This is a genomic window from Pseudomonas sp. S30 (genome assembly GCF_016518545.1).
Classification (GTDB): Bacteria; Pseudomonadota; Gammaproteobacteria; order Pseudomonadales; family Pseudomonadaceae; genus Aquipseudomonas.
Genome location: NZ_JACVTO010000011.1, coordinates 116525 through 129031, shown reverse-complemented (window position 1 = coordinate 129031; position 12507 = coordinate 116525). Strand labels below are relative to the sequence as shown.

The 12507-nt window shown below is 67.6% G+C and carries 9 protein-coding genes and 1 pseudogene; 4 read left to right on the top strand and 6 right to left on the bottom strand.

Features of this window, described 5'->3' with window-relative positions; genetic code table 11:
- Positions 1 to 37 precede the first annotated feature (37 nt).
- The 3 genes from IAE34_RS14275 to IAE34_RS14265 all read left to right on the top strand — a co-directional run bounded on the left by IAE34_RS14275 (position 38) and on the right by IAE34_RS14265 (position 4859).
- Complete coding sequence (locus IAE34_RS14275; RefSeq protein WP_200139609.1) at positions 38 to 2686, top strand: sensor histidine kinase; 2649 nt, start codon at positions 38 to 40, stop codon at positions 2684 to 2686.
- The gene (locus IAE34_RS14270) at positions 2683 to 3393 is read left to right on the top strand and encodes a response regulator (protein ID WP_200139608.1); all 711 of its coding nucleotides are present in this window, start codon (positions 2683 to 2685) and stop codon (positions 3391 to 3393) included. Before IAE34_RS14275 ends, IAE34_RS14270 begins: the two co-directional genes overlap by 4 nt.
- Positions 3394 to 3506: 113 nt before the next feature.
- Positions 3507 to 4859 (top strand): spinster family MFS transporter, encoded by a 1353-nt coding sequence (locus tag IAE34_RS14265; RefSeq protein ID WP_200139651.1) that lies wholly within the window; start codon positions 3507 to 3509, stop codon positions 4857 to 4859.
- 8 nt (positions 4860 to 4867) lie between these two features.
- Here IAE34_RS14265 and IAE34_RS14260 read toward each other — a convergent pair whose 3' ends face one another.
- Together IAE34_RS14260 and IAE34_RS14255 are read right to left on the bottom strand one after the other, a co-directional pair.
- Positions 4868 to 7411 carry an HWE histidine kinase domain-containing protein gene (locus tag IAE34_RS14260; RefSeq protein ID WP_200139607.1) on the bottom strand — a complete coding sequence of 848 codons (2544 nt, stop codon included), beginning with the start codon at positions 7409 to 7411 and terminating at the stop codon, positions 4868 to 4870.
- A 204-nt stretch (positions 7412 to 7615) separates the two neighbouring features.
- Positions 7616 to 7963: pseudogene (locus IAE34_RS14255) on the bottom strand (MerR family transcriptional regulator); the annotation flags it as partial.
- 88 nt (positions 7964 to 8051) lie between these two features.
- On the opposite strand from IAE34_RS14255, the gene IAE34_RS14250 reads away from it, so the two are divergent.
- Positions 8052 to 8477: a hypothetical protein gene (locus IAE34_RS14250; RefSeq protein ID WP_200139605.1), complete on the top strand. Its 426-nt coding sequence runs from the start codon at positions 8052 to 8054 to the stop codon at positions 8475 to 8477.
- Here the strand turns inward: IAE34_RS14250 and IAE34_RS14245 are convergent.
- Genes IAE34_RS14245 through IAE34_RS14230 form a run of 4 tightly spaced genes read right to left on the bottom strand, consistent with a single transcriptional unit; the run spans position 8471 to position 12498 of the window.
- A complete protein-coding gene (locus IAE34_RS14245; protein WP_200139604.1) occupies positions 8471 to 9655 on the bottom strand; it encodes a GTP-binding protein in 1185 nt (394 codons plus the stop codon). The genes IAE34_RS14250 and IAE34_RS14245 overlap by 7 nt on opposite strands.
- A gap of 14 nt (positions 9656 to 9669) precedes the next feature.
- Positions 9670 to 10317 carry a nitrile hydratase subunit beta gene (gene nthB / locus IAE34_RS14240; protein ID WP_200139603.1) on the bottom strand — a complete coding sequence of 216 codons (648 nt, stop codon included), beginning with the start codon at positions 10315 to 10317 and terminating at the stop codon, positions 9670 to 9672.
- Positions 10318 to 10353: 36 nt separating this feature from the next.
- Entirely contained in the window at positions 10354 to 10953 is a 600-nt protein-coding gene (gene nthA, locus IAE34_RS14235) for a nitrile hydratase subunit alpha (RefSeq protein WP_200139602.1), read from the bottom strand.
- Between the two features lie 30 nt (positions 10954 to 10983).
- Complete coding sequence (locus IAE34_RS14230) at positions 10984 to 12498, bottom strand: amidase (RefSeq protein ID WP_200139601.1); 1515 nt, start codon at positions 12496 to 12498, stop codon at positions 10984 to 10986.
- Positions 12499 to 12507 lie beyond the last annotated feature (9 nt).

Genomic DNA, 12507 nt, shown 5'->3' with positions numbered 1-12507 from the left:
CCTTGCGTGCGCAATTCCCTGATCCGAAGGACTGTCCATGAGTGATGCTTCACGCGCCGATGCCTTGCTGGCTGGCCTGCCTCGCACCGGTCGCGGCCGGCTGAAGGTGTTCCTTGGCGCGGCTCCCGGCGTGGGCAAGACCTTCGCCATGCTGCAGGCCGCCCATGCCCTGCAACGCCAAGGCGTGGGGGTGGTGGCCGCGGTGGTGGAAACCCATGGGCGCAGCGAGACCGAGGCGCTGCTCGGCGGCCTGCCTCACCAACCGCTGCTGCGTCGCGAGTACCGCGGCGTGGTCCTCGAAGAAATGGACCTCGATGCGCTGTTGCACGCCGCGCCGCGCCTGGCGCTGGTCGACGAACTGGCCCACAGCAACGCGCCCGGCAGCCGTCACGCCAAGCGCTGGCAGGATGTGCAGGAGCTGTTGGCCGCGGGCGTCGATGTATACACCACGGTCAACGTGCAGCACCTGGAGAGCCTCAACGACAAGATTCGCGACATCACCGGCGTGCAGGTGCGCGAAACCGTTCCGGATTGGGTGGTGCAGGAAGCCTTCGAGCTGGTGCTGATCGACCTGCCGCCACGCGAACTGCTCGAGCGCCTGCGCGAAGGCAAGGTCTACGTGCCCGAGCAGGCGCGGGCTGCGATCGACGCGTTCTTCTCCCAGACCAACCTCACCGCCCTGCGCGAGTTGGCCATGCAGACCGCCGCTGCCCAGGTGGATGCCGATCTCGCCCATGGCTATCGGCAACGCGGCGAGCAGGCGCCGACGCTGCGCGGGCGACTGCTGGTGGGCATCGACGGCGACTCCCAGGCCGAGCGCCTGGTGCGTCATGCCAGTCGTGTCGCTCAGCGCCGCCATCTGCCCTGGAGCGCCGTGCACGTGGACAACGGCGGGCTCGCCGACGAAAGCGCACGCCAGCGCCTGCAAGCCGCACAGCAGCTCGCCGAGCGGTTGGGCGGCGAAGTGGTGGTGCTGCGCGCCGGTGAAGTGGCGCGAACCCTGGTGCAGCATGCGCTGGAACGGCGGGCCAGCCTGGTGCTGGTCGGTCAGTCCCGTCGTCGTTTGCGCCGCCGCTTGTTCGGTGCGGGTGTCGCGGCGCGACTGTTGCGCGACAGCCGTGGCCTGGAGATCAACGTGCTGGACCGCGACGAGCCGCGCGAGCCGGCGAGTCTGGCGGTCCAGCGGGTCTGGGTGTGGCGGCATTACCTGCTGGCGCTGTTGGCCACGTTGCTGGCCGCTGGCCTGGCCTGGGGCGTGTCCGGCGTCCTGGCGCTGCCGAACATCTCCCTGGTGTTCCTCGCCGCCGTGCTGCTGGTGGCCGTGCGCAGCAGCCTGGGCCCGGCGCTGGCGTGTGCCGTGATGTCGTTTCTGAGCTACGACTTCCTGTTCATCCCACCCAGTTTCTCCCTGAGCATCCAGCGTGAAGAGGACGTGCTGACGCTGGTGTTCTTTCTCCTGATGGCAGCCCTGACCGGCAACCTCGCCGCTCGCCAGCGGCGACAGTTGCAGGCGCTGCGCGAGACCCAGGGCGAGACGCGACAACTGCTCGACCTGTCGCGCCGGCTCACCGTCGCCACCGATCGCCAGGCGGTGTTCAGTGCGGCCAGTCAGCACCTGGGTGACACCCGGGACCTCGACGTGTGTCTGCTCGAGCGCGACGGCGAGGGCCTGTTGCAAGTGGCCGGTGGTGCTGCGCAGACGTTCAGCGACAACGAGCGAGCCGCAGCGGACTGGGCCTGGCAGCATGGCCAGGCGGCCGGGCAGGGCAGCGATACATTGCCCAATGGCCGCTGGTGGTGGTGGCCGTTGGCCGTGGACGAGACGACGCTGGCGTTGCTGGGCGTGCGGGCCAGCGGTGACGAGCCGCTGAGCGCCCAACGCCGACGGCGCTTGATGGCGCTGGCCGAGCCCCTGGCCCAGGCCCTGGCCCGCGCCCGCCTGGGCGAACAGCTCGAGGCCGCGCGCCTGCAGGGCGAGACCGAACAACTGCGCAGCGCCTTGCTCGCTTCGGTGTCCCATGACCTGCGCACGCCGCTGACCGCCATGCGCGGGAGTATCGACAGCCTGCTGGCGCTGGGCGAGGCGATCCCCGTCGACGATCGCCGCGACCTGCTCGAAGGCACCCGCAACGAGGCCGAGCGTCTGGACCGCTACATCCAGAACCTGCTGGACATGACCCGTCTGGGCCACGGCAGCCTGAAGCTGGCCCGCGACTGGGTAGCCCCTGGCGATATCGTCGGCAGCGCCCTGCATCGCCTGCGGTCGGTGCTGGCGCCTCTGCAGGTGCATACCGAGGTCCCTGCCGAACTGCCGCTGCTGTTCGTGCACGCCGCGCTGATCGAGCAGGCGCTGGTCAACGTCCTGGAAAATGCCGCGCGTTTCTCGCCGCAGGAGGGCCGCCTGGAGCTGCGCGTCAATGTCGAGCAGGCCCGGCTGTGCCTCGCGGTGGCCGACCAGGGACCGGGAATTCCACTCGCTGAGCGCGAAAGGATCTTCGACATGTTCTACACCGCGGCCCGCGGCGACCGCGGCGGCCAGGGCACCGGTCTGGGCCTGGCCATCTGCCAGGGCATGATCGGCGCGCACGGTGGCAGCATTCTGGTGGGCGACGGCATCGATGGCCAGGGCACCTGCATCACTCTATGCTTGCCCTTGCCCCCACAGCCCGACAGCGACGCCCCATGAGCCAGCCCGCCACCCTTCTGGTCATCGACGACGAACCGCAGATCCGCAAGTTCCTGCGCATCAGCCTCACCTCCCAGGGCTACAAGGTCCTGGAGGCGGGTACCGGCGGCGAGGGCCTGGCCCAGGCCGCGCTGAACAGGCCCGACCTGGTGGTGCTCGACCTCGGCCTGCCGGACATTGACGGCCAGCAGGTGCTGCGCGAGTTGCGCGAATGGAGCGAGGTGCCGGTGATGGTGCTGTCGGTGCGCGCCAGCGAGTTGCAGAAGGTCGACGCACTCGATGGCGGGGCCAACGACTACGTCACCAAGCCCTTCGGCATCCAGGAGTTTCTCGCCCGGGTGCGTGCGCTGCTGCGTCACAAGCCCCAGGCCGACAGTGTTCAGGCGGCCAGCGCCCGTTTCGGCGCGCTGCTGGTCGATTTCGCCTACCGCAAGGTCAGCCTGGACGGCGTCGAGGTGGCGTTGACGCGCAAGGAGTACGCGCTGCTGGCTCAGTTGGCCGCGCATCCTGGCCGGGTCATCACCCAGCAGCAGTTGCTCAAGGACATCTGGGGTCCGACCCACGTGCAGGACACCCACTACCTGCGCATCGTGGTCGGGCACCTGCGCCAGAAGCTCGGCGACGATCCGACCGCGCCGCGCTACCTCATCACCGAAGCCGGTGTCGGCTATCGCCTGGTCGCCCCCGGCGAATCCGCGACGATCTAGGCCAGCCCACCCCCCTTATCAATCCGGTCAATGGTACGCGCCCGATCCGCCATCCCTGCCTACAGTCTTCGGATGTGCTGGACGCCCCGAACACCGACGACGAGGGACCGACCGTGACCAACGCCGCGCAAGCCGCCAATGCCTGGCGCATCCTGTTCCTGCTGTTTCTGGCCAATCTGTTCAATTTCTTCGACCGCACCATTCCTGCCATCATCATCGAGCCTATACGCCTGGAATGGCAGCTGAGCGATTTCCAGCTGGGCATCATCGGCACCGCCTTCACCTTGGTCTACGCCCTCGCTGGTCTGCCGCTGGCACGCCTGGCCGATACCGGCTCGCGGGCCAGGTTGATGGGCTGGGGGCTGGCGGCCTGGAGCGGTTTGACCGCCGTCAACGGCATGGTCGGCAGCTTCTGGAGCTTCCTGCTGGTGCGCATGGGCGTGGGCATCGGTGAGGCCAGCTACGCACCGGCGGCCAACTCGCTGATCGGCGATCTGTTTCCCGCCGAGCGCAGGGCCCGGGCCATGGGGCTGTTCATGCTGGGGCTGCCGCTGGGCCTGCTGCTGGCATTTTTTTCCATCGGTGCGATGGTCCAGGCATTCGGCAGTTGGCGTGCGCCGTTCTTCATCGCCGCGGTGCCGGGGCTGTTGCTGGCACTGCTGGTGTTCAGGATTCGCGAACCCGCCCGCGGCGCCGCGGATCACCTGCCAGCGCTCCAGGGGCCCCTCGACCGACCGTTGCGGCGGGTGTTGAGCGTACCCACCTTCGCCTGGCTGGTGCTGGCCGGACTGACCTTCAATTTCGCCTCCTACGCCTGCAACTCCTTCATGGTGCCGATGCTGCAACGTTACTTCGCCTTGCCATTGCACGACGCCGCCGTGGCGACGGGTGTGATCGTCGGGCTCAGCGGACTGGTGGGTTTGACCCTGGGTGGCTGGGTGGCCGACAAGCTGCACCAGCGCCTGGCCAATGGGCGGTTGCTGTTCGCCGTCGCGAGCCTGCTGGTGGCGACGCTCGCCACCGCCTGGGCGCTGCACGCCGGCCGTATCGAGCTGGGGGTGTTCGTGGCCGTGTTCGGTATCGGCTGGCTGTTTTCGTACACCTTCTACACCTGCGTCTACACCGCGATACAGGACGTGGTGCCACCGCCACTGCGAGCCAGGGCCATGGCGCTGTACTTCGCCGGTCTTTACCTGCTGGGCGGGGGGCTGGGGCCGGTGATGGTCGGCGCTCTATCGGACCATTTCGCTATCAAGGCCATGCAGGCTGCAGGCGAGGGGGCCATGAGCGAGGTGTTCAAGGCCCAGGGCCTGCACGATGCGATGTACCTGATCCCCGCCGCGCTGCTGCTCACACTGCTGTTCCTGTTGGCCGCCTCGCGCTGTTTCAGCCGCGATGCCCAGCGCATGCGTGAAGGCCTGGGGGCGCCGGTGGCAGTGCCCGGCGGCCGTGTGGCCCGTGCCTGAAGCGTGATTCAGCTACGGGCCAGCAGGCGGCGCAGGGTGCCGAGGATGGACGCCGAGTCATAGGGCTTGCGCACCACCGGCACGTCGCGCAGATGCTCGGCGATGCTCAAGGTATCGCCATAACCGGTAGCGAACAGAAAGGGAACGCTGCGCCGTGCCAGTTCCTCGGCGATGGGCATCGATGTACTGCTGCCCAGGTTGACGTCCAGCACGGCGACGTCCGGTGCGCGGTCCTCGATCAGGCGCAGCGCCTCTGGCACCGATGCGGCGGTGCGCACGTCTTCGAGCTGGGCGTCGGCGAGGATCTGCTCCAGGCCCACGGCGATGACCAACTGGTCCTCGACGATGAGGACGCTCACAGCTGGCAACGTCTCGAAGCCGTCCGCCTGCTTTAGCGGGTCGGCAGGCGTAGGCGAACGCCCCGCGTCATCGCTTGCAGTGACGTGTCGGGCGGGGATGCCGAAGATCCCGACCAAACCTTCGGACCGATAGTCCAGCTGGCTGGTGCCGCCCAGATCGAAGGGAATGCTGCGGTCGATCAGCACCGAGCCGAAACCGCTGCGTGTGGGCGCGTGCACCGTCGGGCCGTCGCTTTCATGCCAGACGATCTCACAAGCGCCGCCGGCGTCCAGGGTCCAGTCGACTCGCAAGCGTCCTGCGCTGCGCGACAGGGCGCCATACTTCGCGGCATTGGTCGCCAACTCGTGCAGGACCAGTGCCATCACCGAGTAGGCACGAGCGTCGAGCATCACCGCCGGACCGTCCAGCGCGATGTCCTGGGCGCCTGAACAGTAGGGCGAGAGTTCCGCCTCCAGCAGCGAGCGCAGCCCGCCGCCGCCATCGCCGCGTACCACCTGGTCGTGGGCCAGCGACAGGGCCTGAATACGCCCGCGCAGCTTGCTCACGTAGTCGTGCAGGGTCTGGTGCTCGGGCGCCGGGTGCGCCACCAGGGCGCCGATCAGCGAGAGGATGTTCTTGACCCGATGATTGAGCTCTTCGTTGAGCATGCGCTGGCGCACGTCGGCCTTGGACCGCTCGTTGGCCAGCAGCTCGCTGTTGTGGAGCGCCACCTCGACGATGGCGGCGCGGATGGCTTCGCCGAACTGGCGGTCATGTTCGCTCCAGGGCACCGACTGCTGCTGCACCGTTTCCTTCCACAGGGCGAAGCTCTTGCGCGGGGTCAGGCGCTCGCCCAGGCTGCCGGTGCCATAGGTCTTCTGCGGATCGCCCGCCCAGTCCAGGGTCGCCAGCACCTCCCGGCGAAAGAACAGCAGGTAATCCCTGGGGTGCTGGGACATGGGAATGGCCAGCACCCCGCAGACCTCTTCGATGTAATCCTGTGCAGCCGGATGGACCAGCGTCAGCTGGTGGCTGGCCCAAGTGCGACCTTCGGCCAGGGTCTGCACCACACGCAGCAGATCGGGCATCGCGGCCACTGACGGCGTATGGCCCAGGGCCGACCAACGTCCCTGCAACGACATGCCGATGCCGTCACAGGCGATCAGCGATTTGAATTCACCCAGCCGGGCCTGGAAGAAATTGGCCAGGTCCGGGCTCTGGTTGGCGTCACGCAGCAGGGTATCGAGCGAGCGACGCACCTGCTCGGCGGCTTCGAGCTGCTGGCGGGTGCGCAGGCGTTCGATGTGCAGCGAAAAGAACTCGCCGAACATTTCGGCGGCGGCGCGCTGACCCAGGTTGAGCAGGCGAGGCGCATAGTGGTGGCAGGCGATCAGACCCCACAGCGCGCCGTCGACGATCACCGAAATCGACATGGAGGCGCCCACGCCCATATTGCACAGGTACTCGCAGTGTATCGGCGACACGCTGCGCAGATGCGCGTGAGACAGGTCCAGCGGTTCCCCCGAAGGGTCCAGCAGCGGCTCGATGGCCACCGGCGCGAAGCGCACGTCGCCGATCAAGCGGATCGGATTGCGCAGGTACAGCGCGCGTGCCTGCTGGGGAATGTCGGAGGCCGGAAAGTACTGGCCCATGAAGCTCTCCAGGTCGGCGCGCTTGGCCTCGGCCACCACCTGGCCCGCACCATCCACGCCCAGCTTGTAGACCATCACCCGATCATAGCCGAGCATGGCCCGCAGGTAGCGCGCCGAGTCGCTGAACAACCTGGGGGACTGGTCGATCTCTCGCAACTGGGCGATCAGGCTGCGGGCCAGATCGATGGGCTCGGTAGCGCCGGTCGTGGCCGGCTCGAACTCGATGATCGTCGAACCCTTGAAGCGATGGGCAGCGATGTCGAAGCGGTCCCCCGAAGGCAGGGGCACGGCGAACAGCAGCGCGGGGCGTGATGCGTCTCGGGTGCGTGCCAGGGCGTTGCGGATATCGTGCGCCACCTGATCGCCCAGCACGGCCTGGAGCGTACGCCCGTTCACCTGTTCGCCGCAGCCGAGCAGCGCCGGCGTATTGGCCGAGTGGCGCAGGACCACCCCGGCCGAGGCATCGCAGGCGATCAGGCAGCCGTGGGGCTGGATACTGCCGGGTATCTGGATCGGCTCGCGGTCGCAGTTGGTGAGGTTTACACGGGAGTCGAAGGTCATCGGCCCTGCCTGTCGAGAAGATGGGGGCAGGCAGGCGAGAGAGGCGCCTGCCGCGTGGGGGAGGTCATCGATCGTGCAGGGCATGTCGCGCGATCGGCCCGTGCAATGAACGTGTGACAGCCCCGCTCAGGCAGTGGTTTCAACCTGCGCGCGATCCGCCAGCGAGGAGCCTGGCGCCACCCCAGTGGCTGGCAGGTCGATGTCCGGACGCAGCGGGCAGGTCAGTGTCAGGCGTTGGCGCAAGGCGCCGCGCAACTGCTGGAGGTCGTCGATGCGCTGCTCGATCAATGCCAGCTTGTCCTGCAGCAAGGCCCGCACCGCCTGGTCGGGATCGCTCGCTCCCCAGAGCCGCTCGACGTTGACGCCGATTTCTCCGAGGCTGAAGCCCAGGCGTTGAGCGGTGCGGATGAACATCACCAACTGCACCGTGTCCGGTGGGTACTCGCGGTAGCCATTGGCACGACGATGGGCGCGGACGAGGCCGCGTTCTTCGTAGAAGCGCAGGGTGTCACGGCTCACGCCGCAGGCCTGGGCGAGTTCGCCGATACGCATGATCTTGCTCGCTCACGAGAATGCTTGACCTTGGAGCATACCCGAAGGTCTAGCCTGGCGCTCTCATCGAAACGAAGGAACCGACACCATGTGGACCCATTCCCGCTATCACACGCTGGTGCGTGCCAGCGGCCTCTACGACCTGACGATCACCCTCGGCTTCGCCACGCCCTGGACCTTCATGCTGCTGCACGGCTGGCTGGGTAGCCTGCACACCGCGCTGGGCCTGCCAGGCCAGCTGCCGGCGTTCGGCCCGGAGCCGATGATGATGGCCAACCTCATGGGCTCGATCGTCTGCGTCTGGGCCTGGCTGCGCATCCGTCATCCGTCGGTACGCCTGGGGCGCTACGACGCGGTGGGCAGGGTGCTGTTCGCCAGCTGGCAGCTATATGCCCTGGCCCACGGCGCCACGGCCCTGATCTGGGGCATCGTCGCGCTGGAGATCGCCTGGGCCATCGCTCAGGGGCTGCCGATCAGCGGCCGGGACGAATCGCCGATCGTGGTCGGTCACTGACTGGCGAAGGCCTGCGCGCCCGGCAGGGCCGCCCAGGCCTGCGGCCCTGCGAGGATCTCCGCCTCGCTGAGCAGGCAGGCGTCCAGATCCCGGCGCAGCGCCTGATGGTCGAGCGCCTGCCCGATGAACACGATCTCCTGGCGACAGTCGCCGACCTGGCCATCCCACTTGTCGGCGATGGCCTGGCGCCGATAGGTATCGGCCGGCCACTGCTGCTGGTCGATGAAACGCCACCAGCGTCCGGCGTGCTCCCAGCGGAAGTGCCCGGCGGTCTGCGCCAACAGGCCGATTTCGTGGAAACGGCTGGCCACCCAGAAATAGCCCTTGCAGCGCAACAGGCGACCCTGGGGCCAGGGTCGCTCGAGCAGTTGCAGCAGCCTCTGCGGGTGGAACGGCGCACGCTCGCGGTACACCCAGGAACTGATGCCGTAGGTGACCGATTCGGCGTGCGCCGAGTCCTGTTCGTCCATTCGCCGCATCCAGCCAGCCGAGCGCGCCAGGCTCGGCAGGTCGAACAGGCCGGTGCCCAGGACCTGCTCGAGCGCCACCTCGCCGCGGGTCATCGGCAGGATCCGTGCCCGTGGGTTGAGCTGGCCCAGCAGCGCCTGCAAGCGCGGGTACTGGGTCGGCGCGCACAGGTCGAGCTTGTTGACCAGTATCACGTCGGCATACTCGACCTGCTCGATCAGCAGCTCGCCGAGCGGTCGTTGCCCAGGCTCGCCGCCGGCCGGTTGCGCCGAATCGAGCAGGCCTTCGAACGTGCTGGCGTCGACCACGGTGACCAGGGTGTCCAGGCGCGCCAGCTCGCTCAGGCTGAAACCGTCGACGTCCAGGAACGCAAAGGTCTCTGCCACCGGCATTGGCTCGGAGATGCCGGTGGATTCGATCAACAGATAATCGAAGCGCGCGGCGCGCGCCAGCTGGCTGACCTGTTCGAGCAAGTCGGCGCGCAGGGTGCAGCAGATGCACCCGTTGCTCATTTCCACCAGTTGGTCGCTGCCGCGATTGAGGGTCACCGTTCGCTCGACCTCCTCGGCATCGAGGTTCACTTCGCTCATGTCGTTGACGATCACGGCCACCCGCAGCCCTGCGCGGTTGCGCAGGATGTGGTTGAGCAGGGTGGTCTTGCCGGCGCCGAGAAATCCCGACAGCACGGTCACCGGCAACCGAGCTGGCACGGCCGCCTCGGGGTTCACCGCGCTACCACCGGATCGAGGTAGCTTTCGAACAGGTCGACCACCACCTGTCCGTCGTCGGCGGCCTCGCCCCACAAGTCCCGGACTTCGAACTGGACGTGATAGGTAGGTTGCAGCAGCGCCGAGCGATCCCCGTGACCGATGCTGTCGGGGAATGGCCAGCGCTCACGGGTACGGTGCAGCACGACCCCTTCCTTGCCGCGCACGTAGCCGGGAAAGCGCACGTGCCCGGCGAAGTGCTCGTCACGCACCCGTACCCGCTCGCCGACTTCGAAGGGCGGCCGGTCGCCGATGGCCGCCCGGCCCTGGCTATGGGGCGGATTGGCCAGCTTGAACGGCGCGCCCAGGGCGTCATCGAGGGCCTGGCGATCGATCGCGCCTGCCTCGACCAGCAGCGAGGCGGTGGCGATCACATAACGCTCGTAATAGGTGGTGCCCACGTGCTGGCGCACGTCCAGACGCTCGACGGCATGGCGCACTTCGTCGATGCTGAACAGGCCCAGGTGGTCACAGGCCACGAACATGAGGCTGTAGGCCAGATGCTCCCAGTCCTCCTTGAAGACCGGTTTGTAGCTGAGGCTGTCGATGCGGTGGGCCACCTGGCCGAAGCCCTGGAAACCGCCGAGATCGTGAAATCCGTTCATTGCACTGTACCTTTGCAGAGGGAGAAGGGCAGGTGCTCAGCGCACCACGGGCAAGGCGACGCCGATCAGCACGTCCTTGGTGACCAGGCTGCGTAAAGCCAGCTCATCCAGGTGCTCGCTGCCGGCTGGCCGCTGTGGCAGCACCAGGTAGCGGCTCTCGGCGGAGGTGTCCCACACCCTCACCTGGGTGGATGGCGGCAGCTCGGTGCCCAGTTCGCTGAGCACGGTGCGGCCCTCGCGCACCAGGCGGGCACGGAATTCGAAGCTTTTGTACCACTCCGGCGGTAACCCCAGTACCGGCCAGGCCGTGCACGAGCACAGGCTGCAGACGATGACGTTCTTCACCTGGGCAGTGTCTTCCAGTGCGACCAGGTATTCGCCTTGGGGACCGGTGTAGCCGAACTGGCCACAGGCGGCGGTGGCGTCTTCGAGCAGCAGTCGACGGAAGTCATCGTCGACCCAGGCGCGCGCGACCACTCGAGCGCCGTTGGCCGGGTCCCAGTGATTTTCCATCAGGTCGGTGAGGTGTTCGATGTAGCCCTCAGGGATCATGTCCTGTTCGCGCATGACCTTCAGCAGCGCGCGTGCGCGCTGGCCCGGGGTGGTGGTGTGCGGATCCGGCACGGCTGTGCTCATGGGTTTCTCCTCGGTTCTCGGCTCGGTGAGTTACAAGGTGCGCCAGTCGACGCTGGTTTCGAAAGCGGCGGCAGCCTGGTACAGCAGGCCTTCGCCATGGTGGCGGGTGACCAGCATCAGACCCACGGGCAGGCCATCGACCTGCCCGCAGGGGACCGACATGGCCGGATGACCGGTGATGTCCTGGGCGCTGGTGTTGCCGATCATCTCCAGTGCACGGCCGACGTACTCGGTGATCGAGCAGTCCTGCGGTGGATGCGGCTGTGCCAGGATCGGCACCGTCGGCATCACCAGCACGTCGCAGCGCTGCAATGCCTGGTCATAGGCGGCGCGGGCCACACGGGCGATGTTCTGCGCCTTGGCGTAGTAGCGCCCGTGGTAGCGATCCAGGCCGTACTGGCCGACCAGCATGCACAGCTTCAGTGAACAGGACAGCCGATCGGCCTGATCGCGCCAGCCGACCTGCTTGTCCAGCAAGGCGACGTCGTACAGCCCCTTCCAGTTAAAACCTGCGCCATTGCCGTGCATGAGTTGCGCCATCAGGCCCTCGCAGCCGATGGGGTGCCACAACGCTGCGGCCAGCCGGTGCTCGGCCACGGATTCGGACAAGACCACCGCACCCAGGCCGCCCAGCCGCTCGATGGCGGCGTTGACTTTGTCGGCGACTCGCGGGTCGAGATTGCTCAGCCCGAAGCCTTCGCGCAGCACACCAATGCGCAGCCCTTGCACCCCACGGTCCAGGTACTGGCTGTAGTGGTCGACCTGCGGTGCGAGCTGGCGCGGATCCAGCCCGTCGGCACCGGCCATGACTTCGAGCATCAAGGCGTTGTCGCGCACGTTGGCGGTGATGGGCCCGGCGTGGTCGATGGTCGCCTCGATGGCCATGATGCCGGTATAGGGCACCAGGCCATGGGTCGGCTTCATGCCGTAGGTGCCACAGAATGCCGACGGAATTCGGATCGAACCGCCCTGGTCGCCGCCCACCGCCATGTCGACTTCGCCGGCCGCGACCAACGCTGCGCTGCCCGAGGAGGAACCCCCGGCGGCATAGCCTCGACGGTGAGGATTGTGCACCGGCGCCGGGTCGGACGTGTGACTGCCGCCTGACAGGCAGTAATGCTCGCAGGTGGCTTTGCCAGCAATGGTCGCGCCGGCCTCCAGCAGGCGCGTGACCACGGTGGCGTCGAAGCCGGGCACGAAGCCTTCCAGTGGCGCTGCACCATTCATCATCGGCACGCCGGCCAGGGCGATGTTGTCCTTGAGTGCGACGCTGCGCCCCGCCAGCTTGCCGTGCACGGCGCCGCTGACTTCACAGCGGTAGTACCAGCCATTGAGCGGGTTGTCGGCGGCCTGCGGGCGGTGACTGGGCCGCGGCCCGGCCGGCGGCACGGGGGTGTTGTCGGGCAGTTCGTCGATCAGGTCGTATGCCTCGAAGCTGCCCTGCATCAGGGCCAGGTATTCGCTGGCCTGCTCGGGTGAGAGGCGCATGTGCAGACGCTCGCCGAGGGCCTGCAGTTCGCTGGGGGTGGGGCGGTCGATGGCCATGGGTCGAGT